The organism is Rhodoflexus sp. (assembly GCF_053489755.1).
This window is the reverse complement of record NZ_JBRCHD010000020.1, coordinates 25,549-45,025: the sequence shown is the minus strand read 5'-3', so window position 1 is coordinate 45,025 and position 19,477 is coordinate 25,549. Positions and strand designations below refer to the sequence as shown.

Annotated in this window: 15 protein-coding genes; 7 read left to right on the top strand and 8 right to left on the bottom strand. The window is 49.0% G+C overall.

The window, feature by feature from the left end:
• Positions 1–59: 59 nt before the first annotated feature.
• Together ACWIP2_RS05260 and ACWIP2_RS05255 are read left to right on the top strand one after the other, a co-directional pair.
• Entirely contained in the window at positions 60–1,424 is a 1,365-nt protein-coding gene (locus tag ACWIP2_RS05260; protein WP_448518859.1) for a glucoamylase family protein, read from the top strand.
• A gap of 187 nt (positions 1,425–1,611) precedes the next feature.
• Positions 1,612–4,464: a triple tyrosine motif-containing protein gene (locus tag ACWIP2_RS05255; protein ID WP_448518858.1), complete on the top strand. Its 2,853-nt coding sequence runs from the start codon at positions 1,612–1,614 to the stop codon at positions 4,462–4,464.
• 231 nt (positions 4,465–4,695) lie between these two features.
• Here the strand turns inward: ACWIP2_RS05255 and ACWIP2_RS05250 are convergent, their stop codons facing one another.
• From ACWIP2_RS05250 to ACWIP2_RS05230, 5 genes are all read right to left on the bottom strand, one after another.
• Positions 4,696–6,645 (bottom strand): DEAD/DEAH box helicase family protein, encoded by a 1,950-nt coding sequence (locus tag ACWIP2_RS05250; protein WP_448518857.1) that lies wholly within the window; start codon positions 6,643–6,645, stop codon positions 4,696–4,698.
• A 2-nt stretch (positions 6,646–6,647) separates the two neighbouring features.
• Complete coding sequence (locus tag ACWIP2_RS05245; protein ID WP_448518856.1) at positions 6,648–7,241, bottom strand: hypothetical protein; 594 nt, start codon at positions 7,239–7,241, stop codon at positions 6,648–6,650.
• Between the two features lie 25 nt (positions 7,242–7,266).
• Entirely contained in the window at positions 7,267–9,204 is a 1,938-nt protein-coding gene (locus ACWIP2_RS05240) for a DNA methyltransferase (RefSeq protein WP_448518855.1), read from the bottom strand.
• A gap of 3 nt (positions 9,205–9,207) precedes the next feature.
• Positions 9,208–10,161, bottom strand: coding sequence for a methylenetetrahydrofolate reductase [NAD(P)H] (metF, locus tag ACWIP2_RS05235; protein WP_448518854.1), 954 nt, complete (start codon positions 10,159–10,161; stop codon positions 9,208–9,210).
• A 356-nt stretch (positions 10,162–10,517) separates the two neighbouring features.
• On the bottom strand, positions 10,518–10,733 hold the full coding sequence (locus ACWIP2_RS05230) for a hypothetical protein (protein ID WP_448518853.1): 216 nt from the start codon (positions 10,731–10,733) through the stop codon (positions 10,518–10,520).
• Positions 10,734–10,815: 82 nt separating this feature from the next.
• On the opposite strand from ACWIP2_RS05230, the gene ACWIP2_RS05225 reads away from it, so the two are divergent.
• Positions 10,816–11,625, top strand: a complete 810-nt coding sequence (locus tag ACWIP2_RS05225; protein ID WP_448518852.1) for a patatin-like phospholipase family protein — start codon at positions 10,816–10,818, stop codon at positions 11,623–11,625.
• Here ACWIP2_RS05225 and ACWIP2_RS05220 read toward each other — a convergent pair.
• On the bottom strand, positions 11,579–12,910 hold the full coding sequence (locus ACWIP2_RS05220) for a serine hydrolase domain-containing protein (protein WP_448518851.1): 1,332 nt from the start codon (positions 12,908–12,910) through the stop codon (positions 11,579–11,581). The two genes, ACWIP2_RS05225 and ACWIP2_RS05220, sit on opposite strands and share 47 nt — an antisense overlap.
• Entirely contained in the window at positions 12,907–14,685 is a 1,779-nt protein-coding gene (locus ACWIP2_RS05215; protein ID WP_448518850.1) for a DUF885 family protein, read from the bottom strand. The genes ACWIP2_RS05220 and ACWIP2_RS05215 overlap by 4 nt, the downstream gene beginning before the upstream one ends.
• Positions 14,686–14,783: 98 nt before the next feature.
• On the opposite strand from ACWIP2_RS05215, the gene ACWIP2_RS05210 reads away from it, so the two are divergent.
• Positions 14,784–15,758 carry a zinc-dependent alcohol dehydrogenase family protein gene (locus tag ACWIP2_RS05210; protein WP_448518849.1) on the top strand — a complete coding sequence of 325 codons (975 nt, stop codon included), beginning with the start codon at positions 14,784–14,786 and terminating at the stop codon, positions 15,756–15,758.
• Here ACWIP2_RS05210 and ACWIP2_RS05205 read toward each other — a convergent pair.
• On the bottom strand, positions 15,755–16,444 hold the full coding sequence (locus ACWIP2_RS05205; RefSeq protein WP_448518848.1) for a LytR/AlgR family response regulator transcription factor: 690 nt from the start codon (positions 16,442–16,444) through the stop codon (positions 15,755–15,757). The two genes, ACWIP2_RS05210 and ACWIP2_RS05205, sit on opposite strands and share 4 nt — an antisense overlap.
• Positions 16,445–16,479: 35 nt before the next feature.
• Here ACWIP2_RS05205 and ACWIP2_RS05200 point away from each other — a divergent pair, with 35 nt between their 5' ends.
• From ACWIP2_RS05200 to sdaAA, 3 genes are read left to right on the top strand one after another with little or no spacing between them, the layout of a single operon-like run.
• Positions 16,480–16,818 (top strand): hypothetical protein, encoded by a 339-nt coding sequence (locus ACWIP2_RS05200; RefSeq protein ID WP_448518847.1) that lies wholly within the window; start codon positions 16,480–16,482, stop codon positions 16,816–16,818.
• Positions 16,808–18,478 (top strand): ArnT family glycosyltransferase, encoded by a 1,671-nt coding sequence (locus tag ACWIP2_RS05195; protein ID WP_448518846.1) that lies wholly within the window; start codon positions 16,808–16,810, stop codon positions 18,476–18,478. The genes ACWIP2_RS05200 and ACWIP2_RS05195 overlap by 11 nt, the downstream gene beginning before the upstream one ends.
• 8 nt (positions 18,479–18,486) lie before the next feature.
• Positions 18,487–19,398: an L-serine ammonia-lyase, iron-sulfur-dependent, subunit alpha gene (gene sdaAA, locus ACWIP2_RS05190; protein WP_448518845.1), complete on the top strand. Its 912-nt coding sequence runs from the start codon at positions 18,487–18,489 to the stop codon at positions 19,396–19,398.
• The last annotated feature ends 79 nt before the right edge of the window (positions 19,399–19,477 follow it).

Below are 19,477 nucleotides of genomic sequence, written 5' to 3'. Positions count from 1 at the left end.
GAACCCGCCGTGCAACAAGGTCTCAACTGACTGGGCTTCACTTACGAAATAAGACTGATATGATCAAACAATTACTGATAATCGGGGTATGCTTAGCTATCCTGTCCTGCGTTCCCCGAAATGAAGAAAAAAGAGACGCTTTGGCTACCGCTCCCACTATATCCGATGACTCACTGCTTAATTTAGTGCAGTACCACACATTCCAATATTTCTGGGACGGGGCCGAGCCTAAGTCCGGTCTGGCGCGGGAACGCTATCATGTCGATGGCAATTACCCTGAAAACGACAAGCACATCGTAACCTCCGGTGGCAGTGGCTTCGGCGTAATGGCTATTTTGGTTGGGATTGAAAGGGGTTTTATTACCCGAGAACAGGGGCTTGAGCGCCTAGAAAAAATCGTTAGTTTCTTAGAAAATGCCGACACCTTCCATGGCGCATGGCCGCACTGGTGGAACGGGGAGACCGGAAAAGTGAAACCGTTCAGTACCAAAGACGACGGCGGCGACTTAGTGGAAACCTCGTTTATGTTACAAGGGCTTCTGACTGTGCGCCAGTATTTCCAACAGGGCAATAATCGTGAAAAAGAACTTGCTGCCCGGATTGATGCCCTGTGGCGCGCCGTTGATTTCAACTGGTATCGCAATGGACAGGATGTGCTATATTGGCACTGGAGCCCCAATCATGGCTGGATCATGAACTTTGCCATAGAAGGCTATAACGAATGCCTGATTACGTATGTATTGGCTGCTGCCTCGCCTACTCACGGCGTGCCTGCGGAAGTATATCATAAGGGCTGGGCAAGAGATGGAGGCATCCGTCAGCAACCTGAAAATCAGGTTTTTGGCAGGCACTTAGCCCTGCGCCATAACGGGGCAGAAAAGTTTGGCGGGCCCTTGTTCTGGGCGCATTACTCCTTTCTGGGTCTCGACCCTCGCGGGCTGAAAGATCAATACGCCGACTATTGGGAGCATAATACTAATCATACAATGATTAACTACGAGTGGTGTGTAGCTAATAAGTTACAGCACAAAGGATACGGTCCGCACAACTGGGGGCTTACCGCCAGCTACTCGGTAGAAGGTTATGCAGCTCACGCGCCCGGTGAAGAACACGACCTTGGAGTGATTTCCCCCACGGCGGCGATTTCTTCCATACCCTATGCTCCAGACAAAGCGATAGCGGCCATGCGCTATTGGTATGACAGTCTAGGTGAAAAAGTTTTTGGCAAATATGGCTTTTATGATGCCTTCAGCGAAGAGGCTGACTGGTTTCCGCAACGATATTTAGCTATTGACCAAGGACCTATCGTAGTGATGATTGAAAACTACCGATCAGGCCTGTTGTGGAATCTTTTTATGAGCGCCCCTGAGGTAAAAGAGGGACTCAGAAAACTCGGTTTCCAGTCGCCTCACTTGCAACGATAAAAATGACTTGCTCGGGAAGTATCGGCAAGACCTCAAGGTATTTCACTCAAACTGTATATGATTATTCAGAAGGCAAAAGATGTTTAACTGCTATCAAGCAGCTAATTATGCCATTTTTCCTAATTGCCAATATGCCGAAAATGTATGATATTTAACAAAGTTAACCTGCTTTGAGACCAACTACCGGATGAAATTTATTCTGGCAATATTATCGTATCTGTTTTTCTCTTTTGTCAGCATTGCCACCCCATTAGTGAACAATTATACAAAGGCTGCATACGGCGGGGGAAGTACAAACTGGTCAATGGTTCAGGATACGCAAGGTTTTTTGTATGTCGGCAACAGTCAGGGTTTACTCACTTTTGATGGCATCGTGTGGAAACTGTACCCTCTTCCCAATAAAATGCCAGTGCATGCCTTAGCTATTGAAGGAAATCGTGTTTTTGTGGGTTCTTATGAAGAGTTTGGCTACTTCTGGAAAGACGCTTTAGGAAAAATGATTTACGTTTCCCTTAGCGACAGCCTGAGAGGTTTTGACTTCAAAAATGAGGACATCTGGAAAATTTACGTTCATGGCGGTCATGTCTTTTTTCAGGCTTTTGGCACTGTTTTCCGGTTTGATGGGCAACAAGTAACCCCTATCAAACCACCTGCCCCGCTGCTATTTTTGTTCCAAGTTAACCAGACCTTAGTTGGTCAGGTAGTAGGGCAGGGGCTTTACGTACTTGATGGGTTTTCATTTAAACCCTTGCCCGATACCGAAATATTAGCTGCCACCTTTGTGCTTAGCATCTTTACTTTTCGTTCTGGGGAGTGGCTTATTGGTACTTCCACCTCAGGGCTTTACCGTTACGACGGACAAACCCTTCAGCCGTGGGACTGTGAAGCCAGCCGCTTTGTCAAAACATTCCAGCTCAATAACGCCCTACCATATGGGGACAATTATTTCCTAATTGGTACGATTCTCAACGGGTTTATCATGGTAAACTTGCAAGGGAAAATCGTGAAACAGGTCAATAAAACGCGCGGCCTACAAGACAATACAGTGCTTTGCCTTTTGGTTGACCGCGAGCAGAACCTCTGGGCAGGGCTTAACCATGGAATAGATTATATCGAACTTAGTTCGCCTTATGAATTTTTTGTAGATAAATCGGGACAGATTGGCTCAGTACACACCGCCTGTGTGTACAACGGATACCTGTACCTTGGTACGAATCAGGGGCTATTCTATAAAAAATGGCAGGAAGATGACCGCCTGATGGAAACCGCCGAAGATTTTACCTTTATCAAAGGCTCACAAGGGCATGTCTTAGAACTGGCGGTTTGCAACGGCCAACTGTTGTGCGGGCATAACCAAGGCACGTTTTCCATCAGTCGGACCAACCAGCTCGAGAAAATATCGGACGTAACCGGAGGCTGGCATTTGTGTCAGGTAACGCAAAACGGTGAAACCTTCCTCGTTCAGGGCACTTACACCGGCTTAGTGGTGTATCGGATTCAAAATGGACGCTGGGTTTTCAGCCATCGCGTGGCAGGGTTTTCCGAACCGGTTAACTACCTTCTTTATGACACACAAGGAAACCTTTGGGCTAGCCATGCTTTTAAAGGGGTGTACAAACTGACATTAGACAGAGCGTTAAAAACCGTAACGGAAATCAAGTATTTTGGACGGAACGAAGGATTTCCCTCAGACTTTAACATCCAAGTTTTTCTGCTGCGCAATCAGCTTATCTTCACCACACGCCAGCAGTTTTATACTTATGATCCGCTGATAGGCAAAACCAAGCCCTATCAGTCGCTAAATCAGATTTTAGCCCGATATGCCCAAGCTAAGATGGCGCTTAAAGCAAACGGTGATGATTTCTGGTTAGTAACCCCGCAAACTTTTGCGCTTGTTGGCTTTCGCAATGGTCAGATAGAGGTATTAGAAGAGCATCTGTTTCGGGCTTTTAACAACGAATTGGTTGAGGGTTTTGAGAATGTGGTATCGCTGAGCGATAGCGTCTTTCTTTTCTGCATGCATCACGGATTCGCGCTGTACAATCAAAAAAACAGTGGTACACCAAAGGATTTGTGGAAGTCGCAGGTGTACATCACTACCGTTACCTGTCAGGAAGGTTCATTACCGCTTGTTGTGAGCGGGCGGCCGATGGTGACCATACCCTACTCAGGCAATTTCATGCGCTTTTCGTTTGCCAATCCTATTTATGCCCGTAAAGATCTCAAATTCCAGCATAGGCTTGAGAACTTGCATAGCGAATGGCAGGAAACGCTCAACCAGACAGAAAAGGAGTACACTCGCCTTCCGCCCGGAAAGTACCGCTTTGTGGTAAGGGTTGTGAACCATCAAGGTCATATTTCAGAAGAGGCTTCGTATCCTTTTGAAGTATTACCCCCATGGTACTTATCAGGCATGGGGCTGTTCCTGTACGGACTGTTAGGTCTCGGTATGCTGATGCTAATTCGCACGTTTTTCAAAGAGCGTTACCGGAAACAGCAGGAGGAGATAAGACTGAAACTCGAAAAAGAAAAAGAAGAGCAGGTGAAGAAAGAAGCGCTCGCACATGAGCGAAGACTCATGGAACTGGAAAAAGAAAAGTTGGAAGAGGAGGTAAAATACAAGAGCAGGCAGTTGGTTAACTCTACGATGGGTATTATCAAAAAGAACGAAGTGTTGATTGAAATAAAAGAAGCCATTAATGACGGGAAAAAAGGTAAACTACCCGAAGCCGACGCATTGCAAAAGGTGCTTAGGATTGTCAATAAAAACCTCACCGACGAGCAGGAATGGCATGTTTTTGAGTCCAATTTTGATCAGGCACACGAACACTTCCTTAAAAATCTGAAAAAGCGATACCCCTCACTTACTCCCAAAGACCTTCGCTTTTGTGCCTACTTGCGCATGAATATGTCCAGTAAGGAAATCGCCTCCTTGCTCAATTTGTCGGTACGGGGTGTGGAAATTCGCCGGTACAGGCTGCGGCGCAAATTAGATCTCCCGCATGACAAAAACTTAGTAGAATTTATGCTCGATCTTTAAGTATTGCGAATTGATAGTTAGCCACTTGCCAAAAAATTTTATGTGAAGGGCAAAAAAGTTAATACTAATCCCACCCCTCGCAAACATTTTTCCATATATGATTCATTTCAGCATAATTTGTAAACTTCTGCTTTGGGTATCTGGTATGGAAGTTAGGGAGCAAAGCATGAAAAACGTCGCTCCGCGCTTTGATTCCGACCGCATGGCGGATGAGTATTATCGGTTGATGTATCAGTAAGCGGGCTGCAAGGCATCTGCGATGGCTGCCAGTGCCTGATTGACTGCTGCTAATTGCGCATCAGGCGCTGCCGGCTCATGCCACAACAGGCGAATATTGCCCAGATAATCGGGGGAAGTCAAAAATTCCTGCACCGAATGTAGGTTTGGAAAGTGCAGCAGCAAATGCTCCATGCGATAAAAAGGGTGCATTTTGGCAGCCTTGCGCAAGATTGGATAAGGCAACTGACCAAGATTGACGGCTGTTCTGCTATTGTGCGTGTCCCTTTCGCCGCGCCGGGTATTACCTTTGCCCTTGTGCGTGTCTTCACGCACGACCAGCTCCATATTATTTTCGCCGTTGTGCGTGTCCCCACGCACAACCAGCTCCATATTTCGCACCGATTCCCATATTTCCACCCATGAACGGCGCGGCGATACAACTTTCCGTTGCGCAGCTTGGCGTTCGGTTTTTTTGGCTTCCAATCCGATGGATTGCATGGCTTCGTGCAGGCTGCGGATGTACTGCGGGTGATAGGCGCTGTGATAGTACAGCGTTTCGCAAAGCCGTAATGGATGTTCGGCGTTGTCGTCAAAGCAGCGGCGGTATCGGTATGCCCCCTCCCAAAAAAGCGGACAGTAACGCGCTCCCCTGCCAATAAGCTGCGCTTCGGCGACGGTCGTCTGTCGGGTAGGGTTTGCCGTGTCGTAGAGGCGCACAATGTCAAACAGGTTCAGCACGTCCCAGCCTTCGTTGAGTTTGTCCACTGCAAAAACCGCCCGGTAAAGATTGCGGGGCGATTCCAGCGTATTGAGCAGCAGTTGCTTTTCTTCGCTGTCGTCTTTGCTGTTCACAATCAGCAAGCGATTGGGCGCAAAACTATCCTGCAACTCATTGATAAACAGATTGATTGAATTTTCGGACGGCATTTGCTGCAAATAATTGGCAAGGGGCTGCAAAGGCGCTGCCGCAAGCAAAGGCGCAACCTTTTCAGCGGTCAGTTGCTGCATCTGCTCTGTGAACTGTGCATAAAACCGCTCGCTTTCGCGAATGGTTTTGGACTTGAACAGCACAACGGGCTTCAATGCCTGCCCGTATTGTTCGGCAGTTTTGAGCCGCCACTGACTGAGCATTGCCGCCTGCAAAGCCCGTTCAAAAGGCGGAGCATTGCTTTGCCAAACGCGCACTTCTTTGGAGTAGCCCTCCTCGCGGAATCGGCTGAGCGGATAGTCATAAATCAGTTTATCCGCATATTTGGCAGCTATTTCGGGATGTTCCAGATAGGCAGTCGCTGTAAATTCCAGCAACAAATTTGCCTGATGGGCGGAAAAAATGCGCTGCACGGCTTCCTCCCAGGACTGTATTTCCGCCTGTTCGGATTTGGGAACTGTGCCTTTTTTGGTGCTCGCGTTGAGGTGGTGCGCCTCATCGGAAATAATCACCAGCGGAATATCCCGCAAATCTTCCCAACTGAAAGCATTTTCATGCGCAGCAAGCAACTGGCGGTGCAGCGATTGTACGGTCGTAAAGTGAATGTATGCTACGCCTGCCGCTGCATTTGCGCTGCTGTTTGGGTAAAAATAAGAGGTTTCCTGCAAGCTGAAATCAGTCTCCTGTGCCTGAAACAGGTACTTTTCCGACTCGCGGTGCAGGAAGTTGTAGCGCGTTTTTTCAATAATGGAAGTGCTGTTGACCAGAAAAATAAAGTGCCGATAGCCTTTGCGGTACAGTCCCAGCAGCGCGGCAGCCATGAGCAGCGTCTTGCCGCTGCCCGTTGCCATCTGGAACAGCAAATGCCGCTGCGCCTGCGGTGTTTGCAGCGCATACATGAGCGCACGGTATGCCTCAACCTGATAACTGCGCAAAGGAAAGCGCGGGTTCAGGTGGTGGCGCACCCACGCCGTCGGAGCAAATTCCTCCGCAGGTAACAATGTCAGCGCCCGACGGATTTCTTCGTGCAACATGCTTACAAAAAGCCTTTTTGAAATTTGATGGTTTCCTCGCCCCAAAGTTGCACCAGTAGCGGAATATCTATCGGAAAAAAATCGGATGAACCGTCGCGATTTTTCTTAATCGGGCAAATCATCCTGCCGTTTTGTACGTAGCAGCGGTCAGCAGCTACGGGCGCAACCTGAATTTGCCCTGTTTCTATCTTTTGGTAAACCGTCGCCAGATTAATCACGGCAAATTTGAGGAAATCGCTGATGCTTTCGGGCTGGTCTTTTTGCCCGTTGGTGATGCCATAAACAAAAAAGTCCGCTTTGATTTTGTAAAATTCCGAGCGATGGCGGTCGGGATTTGGGTTTTCATCGCGGCGGCGGCGGATGGTAAAGTCCGAGTAGGCGGCATATTTCGCCTCCCGAAAGCGCTCCTGTACGCGCACCAGCGTTTCGGTCTCGTCCCAAAATACGTAGTCAATGCCCTCCTGCATGTCGCGGCGCTTTGCCTCTTCGGCAGGCAACTCACAAGGCAGCCAGCGCAAAGGCGTGTAAATCAGCGGAAGCGCAAGTTTGCGGTGGACAAGGTCGGTAAATTGGCGGTCGCTTGTGTAGCTGGGCATAGATTTTCGCAGATTTTTTGTTGGTTCACCCCCTCAAACCATACAACCAGCGGTTCAGGGCGCGGTCGGCTGCCGATATGCCCAGCGTTTGGTCGGCTATTTCCGAGAGTGGAACGTAGAGATCGTTCATGTCTTGCATCGCCAGCAGGCACTGTTTTTTCTGCGGCAGGCTCAGCGCGGCAAATTCCTGCCCGAAGTTGCGGAAAGCTGCCAGATTACAGCGATAATCCAGAAAATCGGAAGCGGCAACGGCTTGCGCAAGCTCCAAAACGGCAGCATCCGAATCGGCAGCGGCGATTTTCTCCGCCCAGTGTGCATTGAGTGGTGCAAGGGCTGCATACAAAAACTCACCGCCGCCCTGCCAGCCTGTCGCCTTGCTGATGCCCGTTTGTTCGCCCTGAATGACCTGTTGGAGACGCTGAACAGCATCGTTAGCGCCGTACTCCAGTTGTTCAATGCCAACGTATCGCCTGCCCAACTTATGCGCAACGGCGGCGGTTGTGCCGCTGCCGAGGTGGTAATCCAGCACCCAGTCGCCGGGTTGGGTCGTCATTTCAATAATGCGCTGCAGCAGTTTTTCGGGCTTTTTTCCATTAGGAAAATAAACGCCGCCTTCGGTTGAGGGCGTTGTGCCGATGTCTGTCCAGAGGTCGGAAGCCAGCACGCCGAAGTAGTTTTGTCCGTTTTCCGATACAATGCGCTCGCGCAGCGGCACCAGCATCCCGCCGTCATATACCCAAACCGTTTCGCCGCTGCTGTTCACGTAGGGTTCGGCAATGCCTTTGCCCTTGTTTTGCGTGGCAAATGCCTTGAATTTTTCGCCTGCTTTTTTGATATTTTTTTCCAGCGAGTAAATGTTTTCAGGATTGGCAAGCGCATAACGCTCCAATGCTTCACCTTTACCGAGTGTTTTACTCAAATCGCGGAGGACTTTCTGCCCGTTTTCCTCTATGAGTTCGTAGCGGTAATTGGTATTGAAATCTGTTTTGGTGAAAAAGGGCTTGAAGCGAAACGCGGGTGATTTGGCGTAAAACAAAATGTATTCTTTTACCTTGAACAGGCGCTCGCCGCGCTTGACGTTGATTGCATTTACGCCGCTTTCGGTGCTGGATTTGAGCACAATGGTTTCGCGGCAGTTTTCGCGCCCGAAAAGCTCATCGCAAAGCACTTTGAGATAGGCAAACTCGTTGTCGTCAGTTTGGATGAAGATGCAGCCCTGCGGAGCGAGTAGTTGCCAGGCAGCCTCTAACCTGTTTTTCATAAAAGTTAGCCAGGTGGCATGTGTAAAATTATCGTTATACGCAAAACTGTCCGAACCTGTGTTGTAGGGTGGGTCAATGTAGATGAGTTGGATGCGACCTGCCAGCAAGGGCAGGAGCGTATGCAGTCCAATCAGATTATTGCCGCGCAAAATCAGGTTGGGCAGGCGGTCTGTTGTCCACTGCTGCGCCTGTTCGGGTGTAAGCGGTTGCGCTCCTGCGGCGCTGTAACGGCAAAAGTTGGTCAGCGCTTTGGGTGCGAGCAGGCGGTCTATGCTGCCCGCCGCCAGTGTGGTATGCAAAAACGCTTCCTCCTGCCTTTCGGCATCGGCTTTGGTTTGTCCGCCTTCCAGCACCGCATCTTTGTAGGGAAAAGTCAGCACAACTTCGCGGCTTTGCGCAAGCAGTCGCTGTTCGCGGTCGGCAAGCCCGATTTTATTGCGAAACGCTGTGAAGCTGTCGCTCATGAAAGCATTGGCACGCAGGGCGGCTATCAGGCGTTCTTTTTCCCAGAGGGTTTCGCTACCTATGCTTGTCGTAAATACGCGGCGGAGTTGTTCATCGGCAAAAATGCAATGCCAGAGCGCCGCATCGTTTGCCAGTAGTAAATCAGCGGCTTTGTTGTGCAACAGGCTGCCATCAGCGGCTTGCAAACGCTTATCTTGCCGGAGCGCCCGCTCCAACCTCAAACCAATATCGTTCATGGCTTAGAATACCTCCGCAGCAATTTGCCGCACGGCATCGGATTTGCTCATGGTATAATAGTGCAGACAAGGTACACCAAATTTGATCAACTCTTTGGACTGGTTAATGCACCACTCAATGCCTAATTCTTTCACCTGCTGATTGGTTTTGCATTTTTCTACTTCGCTTGCCAACTCTTCGGGCAGGTCTATGTGGAATACACGTGGTAATACGTTGAGTTGTGCTTTGGTAGCCAGTGGTTTCAGTCCTGGAATAATTGGTATGTTGATGCCCATTTCGCGGCAGCGGGCTACAAAATCGTAGTATTTTTGGTTATCAAAAAACATTTGGGTGACGATAAAATCTGCTCCCATATCAGCTTTCATTTTCAGGTATCTAAGGTCGGAAGCCATGTTAGGGGCTTCAAAGTGTTTTTCGGGATAACCTGCTACGCCAATACAGAAGTTAGTAGGTGTAGAGTGTTGCAGTTCATCGTCTAGGTAGCGCCCCTGATTCATAGCGCTGACCTGTTCCAGCAGTTCGGTGGCGTGAGCGTGTCCTCCGGGCTGTGGCGTAAAAGCACCTTCCGATTTGACAGCATCACCGCGCAGCACGAGGACGTTTTCTATCCCCAAATAATGCAAGTCAATCAGCGCATCTTCTGTTTCTTCTTTGTTGAAGCCGCCGCAGATGATGTGCGGAACAGCATCTACCTTGTAGCGGTGCATGATAGCCGCACAAATCCCGACCGTGCCGGGGCGCTTGCGGATGCGCTGTTTGGTCAGCGTACCATTAGGTCCGGCTTTGTACACATACTCTTCGCGGTGGTAGGTAACATCTATGAACGGCGGCTTGAACTCCATCAGCGGGTCAATCGCCTGAAAGATAGATTCAATGCTTTCGCCTTTCATTGGCGGAATAATTTCAAGGGAAAAAAGCGTGGATTTGGCGTTTTTCAGATGTTCGGTAACTTTCACAAAAACAACAGGTTGAATAGAACAGCACTAGCAAAGTTACGGACTGCAATCAACATTGGCAAAGTTCAAACCCTTGCCAATGCCGACTTTTCAGACTTATTGCCATGCTTACTTTTTGCTGCTCTTTATGCGCTTAGCGGGCGATTTGGTTTTTCCTTTGCCGGGACTAAAACCCGAACTTTTTTTGATATGAGCCGTCGAGCGACCGCGTGAGCCACCTGAACAGGAACTAAAACCAATCATGAGTGAAAAAATACACCCGAAAATCAGAAGGGAGGTGATGCTGCGTTTTACCATAGTCGTGGAGGTTATCTTTATAGCATAACCGTCCGAAAGGTAAAATATTGCCTTGCGGCTTAGTTTACGCGTCCGTTGTTATTGCGCTTTTTCTGTTGACCGGGCGCAGTAGCTTTGCCTTGGTTGGGTTTACCCGTAATAGGATGTACACCTGTTACTTTTTTCACCTGTCCGGGAGGCGCTCCATGTGGATGCCTTCTGCAAGCGCCTGTACTCAATAACAACGCAAGCGCAAAACCGTATATGAATAGCGTGTTGATTTTTTTTCGCAGCATGATATTGGTTTAATGAAAGTTAAACTGATGCAAATGAGACCCTGATAGCAAATTTGCTGCCAGTTGATACCTAACTTTGCGTATGAATATTCCTGAAAATATTGGCATTGTGCTTTCAGGCGGCGGGGCGCGTGGCATCTCGCATCTCGGCTCCCTGCAAGCAATAGAAGAATTGGGCATTAAGCCCCGTTTTATCTCAGGCACCAGCGCGGGGGCTATTGTAGGCGCACTCTATGCTGCCGGACATAGCCCCGCCGAAGTACTGGAGTTTATTACCAAGACGAACATCCTGCGCTATTTTAAGCCCGCAAGCAACCTGACAGGCATTTTGCGCATGGAAAAAACGGCAGAAGCCTTCCGCTTATTTTTAAAGGAAGACAGTTTTGAAAGTCTGAAAATTCCGCTGTTTATCAATGCAACGGATATTGAGCGCGGTGAAACTGTCTATTTCAACAGCGGCGAACTCATCAAACCGATACAGGCAGCTTCTTGTATTCCATTTCTTTTTGCACCCATAGAAATTGACGGCAGGTTTTACATTGATGGCGGCATTTTGAACAACCTGCCTGCCGAGCCGCTCGTTGGGCGCTGCGACTATATTATCGGCATCCATTCCAATGCCGTAAGCGAACTTAAAGTAAGTAATATGAAGCAGGTAATTGAGCGCACTTTTCACCTGATTATTAATGCTAACATTGAATCGCGTAAATCGCTATGCCATTTGTTTATAGAGCCGCCCGAGATGGCAGCCTACAAGGTTTTTGACGTGGCGAAGGCACAAGAGATTTTCCAAATTGGCTACAGGCATACGCAGCAGGTGCTTGCTGAGGCGCTGCACGGCTCTATCAGTCCACAATCGCCTGATAAGTCAGTACCTGAAAGCGTTTACTGAGGAAAAGATGCTTAGAGGGCCAAACCTGCGTAAAAAACAGGGCAATCAACTCTTCTTTGGGGTCTATCCAGTATTCAGTAAAGTACATGCCTCCCCAGCGATAAGCGCCCGGCGAACTGAGTAGTTCTGCTGTTTGTGTCGTACCTACGAGTTCAAAGCCCAGACCGAATTTGCGACCACGCTGGGTTGTCAAGTCGCCAATCTGATTTTGTGTCATCAGTTCTATGGTTTTGCGGCTCAGTAACTGTGCGCCGTTGTAGCGTCCGCCATTGAGGAGCATTTGCATAAATTTGGCATAATCCGAAATGGTGCTGCAAAGCCCCGCCCCGCCGCTGTAATAGGTTTGCGCTCCTTGTGTAGCATAGTCGGCATATTCCGAAGGACGCGTGTGCGGGATGATTTTGCCGTCTTTGCCTTCTTCGTAGAGTGTTACTAATCGCTTTTGTTTTTCCTGAGGCACATAAAAAAACGTATCGTTCATATCCAGCGGCTTGAAGATGCGTTTTTGAAAAAATTCCGCCAGACTCATGCCTGAAATTTTTTCTACCAGATAGCCCAACACGTCGGTATTCAGTCCGTAGGTGAAGCGTTCGCCCGGCTCGTGGAGGAGCGGCAGACGGGCTAACTGCGGAATGGTTTGCGCCAGCGTGAGTGGCTGCGTGCTATGAAACTGTGGTATGCGGGCTTTGTATTGCAGCGGGTGCAGATAGGGAATGCCGGCGGTATGCGTCAGCAAATGGCGAATGGTAATTTCCCGCTTGGCAGGAACGGCAGTGAAACTCGTGTCGCGTCGGTTGAGGATGAGTTGTTTGAGTACTTTGGGATTTTTGAACTCAGGGATAAAGTCAGACACGGGGTCATCCAGCAGGAAGCGCCCTTCTTCGTAGAGCATCATCACGGCAACCGAAGTAATCGCCTTGCTCATGGACATGATGCGGAAAATATCATCCTTGTCTAACGGGGTCTGCGAAGCCACATCGCGATAGCCGAATGCTTTGTGATAAACAATTTTACCCTTGCGTGCAATCAGGCAGACCGCACCGGGAATCACCTGTTTGTCCACATATTGCTGCACGAGCGTATCTATGTAGTTCAGGCGGCGGGCAAGCATTCCTGCTTGCTCGGCTGGCGCAGGGGTAAGTAGTTGTTTTTCCAGAGAGGCATTGGTGCTGCCTACGACTGTTGTTGATAGAGGACGCTCGCTATTTTCTGCAGGAGCTTTGGTTTCCGTTCTACAGGCAATTGCAAGAAGAATGCTTGCCGCTAAAGAAATAACCCTGATCATGGATGAAGTTTTCTAGTTGCTGTAATATACGACTTTACAGACCGATCTAAAAGGTGGGGCGGCAGCGAACCGGCAGATAGTATGTGGTGATGGAACTGGCGGATGTCGAACAGGTTGCCAAGTGCTATCCGTGCTTGTTCTCGCAGGAATAATAACTGCCGGCAACCGATCAGGTACGTACAACTTTGCGCAGGGAACAATAAGACATGATGCAATTTCCGATTGATCTCAGCAGCAGGTAAGGCGGTATGGCGCACCAAATAAGCCACAGCTTCGTTGTAACTCCAGCCGTAGAGATGCAGCCCCAGATCCGCAACGGCAAAGGCAGACCTGATCAACTGGCGGTGTAAAAGTCCGCAGCGGTCGGCAGGGCTTTCGAAAATAGCTTCCTCTGCTATCAGCACGGCCACATAGGCGCTCCAGCCATTGGTAAAAACAGGATCGTCCCAGTAGCGACGAAAAATAGGTAACTTATTTTGTGCGCGCTGGTACTGCCGCTGCATCAGCCTGCCCGGAACCATTTCCAGCGCAGCGAAAGCCATCACTTCAGCAGGAGGAATGTAAATACTATCGGTAGGATTGAACAGCAGTTTTGCCTCCGTTGGGTGGGGCTTTCCCGTAGGAATGAACCCTTCCAGCACAACAGGCATTCGGTGTAGCTGATAACTGACGAAGGGAATATTTTCAAACAGATAAAGTGTTGTGGTATCCAGATAGTTGCCCGCTGCACTCAGTGCAGTTGCCAGACTCTTTTTTCCCAATAGACCTTGTTGATTTCCATAGGTCTCATTGATTTTTTGGTAAGCGGGTTGCCATGCCCCTATAGGTGCGTTTAGTAGTTTTGCCAATGCAGCGGACAAACTATCAGTGGTTTGCTTGGCATAGCGGAAAAGTGTTTGCGGCTGCACAGTTTTTCCCGACAGCCGATGAAACGCTTCATAGTACTGAGTAGTATCGGTCGTGGAGTATAAAGGCGGTAAAAGAGAGGTGCAATCGTACTTTTCTAAGTAGTCGTACATTGCGCGAAAGGCAGGATACACGGAAGTTTCTAACAGCAGCAGCGCCTCTGCATCTAATTCCTGCTTAGTATCTCTACCTGTTTCCAAGCGTGCCAGATGCCTGCGAAAGTGCAGGTAGATCGGGTTTGAGACAGGCTTTACTGACATGAAGCGCATAAGTTGCATTTTGGTAGCTGCCGCAGCAAAGCAAGGCAGTTGCCTGCCGCAACGAGTATCTAAACGAAAAGATGTGCGGAGTGCCTGCGCCATAATTGTTGTAAAACCCGCCAGTTGCTCCAGATAAGTGGCAATTTCTTTGGCGTTTCTTGGAGTTTGTGTTAGCAATAGCCGCTCGGTAAAAAGTAAGTGTACCCCCGAAAATGGATTGAACGGGTGTTCTAAACCTTTACATGTATCAACCTCGATCAAATGCTGTATTTGCCATGTTAGCACATCAGTAGAGAGTAACTGTTCAGTATTTTGTTTTTCGCGCCTGTAGCTTTGCAGTACTTTCAGATCGGCGGCAAGGTCGGCAGTACTGATTTCCCAGTAACGTATCGGCGTGGGCGCTTTGGGTTGCAGGATCAACCTCGGCTGTAGGGTTTGCTGAACTATGCCTGTCAGCCATGCCTCGCGGGGTAGCAAGTAGCGCACCGAAATGCGCTCATAGAAATCTTCTATTGCAAAAGGTTTATACCAGAAAATGCTCGCATACCAAAGCAGCCAAAGTGCTGCGGTCAGCAATCCTGTTTTCAATAACCACTTCCATCCGGACATAGCCCCAATTGGTTTTTCAAACCCGTGCAAATTAATACCTTTGTCCGATATGAGCGCCAGAACCATTGCTCGCTCTACGATCTAAACACCCAAACCGCATGAAAAGCATCATTTTTGAAAAGGCAGGCCGCCCCGAAGAGGTTCTGCAACTCAAGGAAGTTCCTACCCCTACACCTGCCGCAGGTGAAGTATTGATTAAAGTAATGGCAAGCCCGGTCAACCCTTCAGATGTAATGTTTATACAGGGCATGTACGGCATCCGTCCACAGTTGCCTTCGGGTGCAGGTTTTGAAGGCTGCGGCGTGGTAGAAGCCGTGGGCGAAGGTGTAAGACTGCCGGCGGGTACGCGCGTTGCCTTCACAACTATTGGCGCATGGTCAGAGTATGTAGTTGCTTCTGCCAAAGCTATTTTCCCGCTGCCGCCGACCATGCCTTTTGAAATAGGCGCTCAGATTTTTGTCAATCCGTTTACAGCCTGGGCAATGCTGCACGATTCGGGTTTGCAGGCAGGGCAGTGGCTAATCCTGACCGCAGGAGGATCTACTTTTGCGCAACTCGTTATCCAGATGGCGGCAAGTAAAGGCATCAATGTGATCTGTACGGCGCGTCGCGACAGCCAGACAGAGCAGTTGCTGGCGCTGGGCGCTGCTGCGGTTGTGAATACCGAAAAGGAATTTTTACCCAAGCGCGTCAAAGAACTCACCGGCGGAGCAATGGCAGACTGCTGTTTCGATGCTACAGGCGGTGATGTATCGGCGCTGGCGCTGAACAGCCTCAGGCAGCGCGGTAAAATGTTTGTTTACGGCATGTTGAGCCTTAAAGAAACCCCCGTAAACAACGGGCTGATGATCTTCAAAGGGCTAACCATACAGGGATTTTGGCTGACCGAATGGCTGAGTTCTGCACCACGCGAAGTGCGGCAGCAGGCAGCACAAGAAGTGATTGCGATGTTGAACGATGGTACGCTCAAGGTGCAGGTAGCAGCCACCTATCCGCTGACAGATACAGTAAAGGCGGTTGTAGATTCGCAAAAAGAAGGGCGCAGCGGCAAAATCCTGATCACAACCTATTAAAGCACTTTGAGGTGCTTAAACAAAATAGCCTTGTAAGTACCGCCTAAAGGCAGTTTTTTCTTTTGGATCGTTACCGAGTCGTCTTCTACCGAATCTATCTTGTGATAATTGACCACATATGAGCGGTGAATCCGCAGAAAATGCGCAGGCAATTTTGAAATAAGTGCCTTCATGGTGGTCAGCACGAGGTGTTGCTGACCGCCTTCCATGTGGAAGTTCACATAGTCGGCGAGCGACTCTAAGTAAAGCACCTTGCTCAGTTGTATTTTGATAAATTGATTACCGCTCGATTTGATGAATACATTATCTTCGTCCAGATCGGTTTGTAAGCGCGATTTGAGGAATTCCTGCAACTTTTGCATAGCTGCATGAAAGCGCATGTAGCGTACAGGTTTGACCAGATAGTCTATTACCCCGTATTCAAAAGCCTCTATTGCGTGTTCGGTTTTAGAAGTAATCAGGATACAGAATACAGGATCTTTAAGCGCTTGTAAGAGTTCCAACCCTGTCATTTCCGGCATTTCTATGTCCAAAAAGAGAACGTCATAAGCACCTTTTTCGAGCCTTGCCAGCGCTTCTACAGGGTTGTTGCTGGTATCTACCTGTTGAAAGATGTTTTCACGGCGGGCAAATTCAGCAATCATTTCGGCAGTAATTACGTCATCATCGAGAACTAAACAGCGCATGGGCGAAAGATTGGATCAGATAAAAAGCTATTTGGATGGAAATAACCAAATTTAACATTGACTATTTCAGAGAGTCGGCTAACGGCGACGACAAATTTATGAAATATATCCTGAATCTGACGGCGCGGGAGTTGCAGCAATATTTTGACCAGTTTGCAGCAGCTGTCCGCAGCGGCGATCGGCTGCAAATAACACGCGCCAGACACAAACTCGCCCCCCACCTTGAAGCCCTGCAAGCCCATGAAATGGAGGAGCTTGTCAGAGAACTGTCCAAAGGCAGTGAAGACCCTCCGATCGAACTTTTACATGCCTTTCAACAAAAAGCTGCGTTACTTTGCAGTGCAATTCAGCAAGTTGCAAATGATGAAAACTAACTTTTTGACAGACGGTAGAATACCGTTTTTGATCATTGCATTAGTATATGTTGCAGGGGCCTTTCTCGAGGTAATGGACATAGATGAAGCGCAATACGCGGCTATTTCGCGCGAGATGATGGAATCGGGAGAATACCTCCAACTCAAAGATAGAGGCAATGACTATTTAGACAAACCTCCGCTTCTGTTTTGGGTTTCAAGCCTGATGTTCAGCATTTTTGGGGTCAGCAATTTTGTTTACAGGCTGGTGCCAATCCTTGTTTCGCTGCTGGGAGTCTATGCTACCTACCGCTTTACGCTGCTGTATTACAGTCGTCGGGCGGCTTACAGCGCTGCGCTGATTATTGCTTCTTCTATGGCATTTTTTCTGATGCACCGCGACGTTCGCACCGATACGATGCTCACCGGATGGGTGATGTTCAGTATCTGGCAAATAGCGGCATGGCTGCAAGTGCAGAGCAAAGAACAGGGCAGCGGCTGGTTATATCTGCTTGGTGGAGGGTTTGGCTTGGGCTGTGCGCTGCTCGCCAAAGGCCCAATCGGCTTGGCAGTACCCGTATTGGCTTTGGCTACACATTTTGTGTACCATCGGCAGTGGGCAAACTTTGTGCGTCCGCAGTGGCTGTTGCTCCTGCTGATCGTAGCTGCTATGCTCGCCCCGATGGTTTGGGGGCTATATGCCCAATTCGGCAATGAAGGCCCTTACTTTTATTTCTGGAAGCAAAGTTTCGGGCGCATCACAGGCGAAAATGACTGGGCGAACGATGTAGATATTTTCTTTCAGGCACAAAACTTTCTGTGGAGCTTTTTACCTTGGGTCATTCTGTTTGTTGTAGCACTTGTTTTTCACGTGCGCCGTGCGCTTGTCGGAAATGCAGTAGAGATGATAGCTTTGGGAGGCTTTGTATTGCCTTTCATTGCCCTTTCTCTTTCGCGTTACCAACTGCCGCATTACACCTTCGTCGTCTTTCCGCTCGGTGCGGTGCTTGCGGGCGTATATGCTGACTATCTGATGGAAAACCGCGATCGCGCAGCATTCAAAATCATGCGCTTTGTCCATTCGCTGTTGGGTTTTTTGTTGTGTGTAGCTGCTTTGCTGTTGGTATTTTGGGTAGCTCCAACTCGCGAATGGTGGTTTTGGACCGGCTGGACGGGCTTGTTCTTTGTCTGGTGCTGGCTTTCGTTTAGCCCGCGCACGGTTTTGCAAAGTCTGCTGGGGCCTGCTGTAGTTGGTATCATTACGGCTTGTGCTGCATTGAATATACAGATTTTCCCCGAACTTTTTCGCTACCAAAGCGGCAGCGTTGTTGGTGCCTATGTCATAGAGAATAACATCCCTAAAGAGCGGCTCTGGATACTTTCGCGGCTGACAGGGGAGAACAGGGAACTATTTCCACATGCACTCGATTTCAAGGTACAGCGCATCGTGCCTAAACTGAAAAATCCTGAGGAAATACTGACACACATAAAGAGCGGAACTTGCTATGTATATACCGATACGGTCGGTATTCGCGAACTTGCGCAACTGCCCGTAAAGATGCGTATCTTACAGACTTTCGAGAAATACCACGTTTCTATGCTGACAGCCGAGTTTCTCAATCCGCAAACGCGATCTACCGTAACACAGCGCGTATTTTTGGCAGAACTGAAAAAACAATAATTACCCATATGAGCAGCATTTTATTCGACGACTTCCAAAGCTGGAAAGCCTACTGTCTCAGCACAGGGCAGCCGCTCTTCGAGCCTGTGATAGGTTATGAAATTGCACAAAAAGGAGCAACAGAGCCGGCTATTCGCGAAGGGCTGCTGCGGGCCTATCGCGTCATGCGCGATGCCGTAGAGACAGGGCTGACCGAAGACATGACCTCCCGCTCCGGCATGGTACAAAATGGTGGTAAGAAAGTGTACAACAGCCCTATAACTGTACTTTCGCCCGAATTTCAACGATTGATTGCCCGTGCTTTGGCTGCCAAAGAGGTAAACGCCTGCATGGGGCGGATTGTAGCAGCGCCTACGGCAGGTGCATCAGGTATTCTACCCGGTATTCTCTACACCTTGCAGGAGCTGCATAATATTTCCGATGAAAAAATTATTGAGGCCATGCTCGTTGCGGCAGGTATTGCCTTGATTATCGAACGAAACGCTTCTATTGCGGGGGCTGTCGGGGGCTGTCAGGCAGAAACAGGCACAGCAGCGGCTATGGGCGCAGGGGCAATCGTTTACAGTCTCGGCGGCGATATTGATCAGGTTTTCAATGCTGTGGCTATTACGATCCAGTGTATGCTTGGGCTGATCTGCGATCCGATTGCAGGATTGGTAGAAATGCCCTGCATCGTGCGCAACGCAAGCGCAGCAGCTATCGCCTATTGCTCAGCGCAAATAGCAATAGCTAACTTCAATGCTGTAATTCCGGTAGACGAATGTGTAAACGTATTGGGCGAGGTAGGTCAGAGTATGGAAACCCGCTACAAGGAAACAGCACTCGGCGGATTGGCAGCCACCCCCACCGGGCAGGCGATTGCCCGCAAAGTATTAATACACGATATTGAAATGCTTTCCGACCCCGACGAGCAGCCGTAATCATTGTCTTCCATCTATTGAGAATCAGAAGCGTGGAAAGATTTGGATAAAAGTCCTCGATGATATAACTTACTGTAGC

Excerpts from the sequence above, each read along its gene's own strand:
- ACWIP2_RS05240 (WP_448518855.1), bottom strand. The coding sequence starts at position 9,204 with ATGAACGATATTGGTTTGAGGTTGGAGCGGGCGCTCCGGCAAGATAAG.
- ACWIP2_RS05215 (WP_448518850.1), bottom strand. The coding sequence starts at position 14,685 with ATGTCCGGATGGAAGTGGTTATTGAAAACAGGATTGCTGACCGCAGCA.
- ACWIP2_RS05195 (WP_448518846.1), top strand. The coding sequence starts at position 16,808 with ATGAAAACTAACTTTTTGACAGACGGTAGAATACCGTTTTTGATCATT.
- sdaAA (WP_448518845.1), top strand. The coding sequence starts at position 18,487 with ATGAGCAGCATTTTATTCGACGACTTCCAAAGCTGGAAAGCCTACTGT.
- ACWIP2_RS05230 (WP_448518853.1), bottom strand. The coding sequence starts at position 10,733 with ATGCTGCGAAAAAAAATCAACACGCTATTCATATACGGTTTTGCGCTT.
- ACWIP2_RS05260 (WP_448518859.1), top strand. The coding sequence starts at position 60 with ATGATCAAACAATTACTGATAATCGGGGTATGCTTAGCTATCCTGTCC.
- ACWIP2_RS05245 (WP_448518856.1), bottom strand. The coding sequence starts at position 7,241 with ATGCCCAGCTACACAAGCGACCGCCAATTTACCGACCTTGTCCACCGC.
- ACWIP2_RS05220 (WP_448518851.1), bottom strand. The coding sequence starts at position 12,910 with ATGATCAGGGTTATTTCTTTAGCGGCAAGCATTCTTCTTGCAATTGCC.
- ACWIP2_RS05200 (WP_448518847.1), top strand. The coding sequence starts at position 16,480 with ATGGAAATAACCAAATTTAACATTGACTATTTCAGAGAGTCGGCTAAC.
- ACWIP2_RS05250 (WP_448518857.1), bottom strand. The coding sequence starts at position 6,645 with ATGTTGCACGAAGAAATCCGTCGGGCGCTGACATTGTTACCTGCGGAG.
- ACWIP2_RS05225 (WP_448518852.1), top strand. The coding sequence starts at position 10,816 with ATGAATATTCCTGAAAATATTGGCATTGTGCTTTCAGGCGGCGGGGCG.
- ACWIP2_RS05210 (WP_448518849.1), top strand. The coding sequence starts at position 14,784 with ATGAAAAGCATCATTTTTGAAAAGGCAGGCCGCCCCGAAGAGGTTCTG.
- ACWIP2_RS05255 (WP_448518858.1), top strand. The coding sequence starts at position 1,612 with ATGAAATTTATTCTGGCAATATTATCGTATCTGTTTTTCTCTTTTGTC.
- ACWIP2_RS05205 (WP_448518848.1), bottom strand. The coding sequence starts at position 16,444 with ATGCGCTGTTTAGTTCTCGATGATGACGTAATTACTGCCGAAATGATT.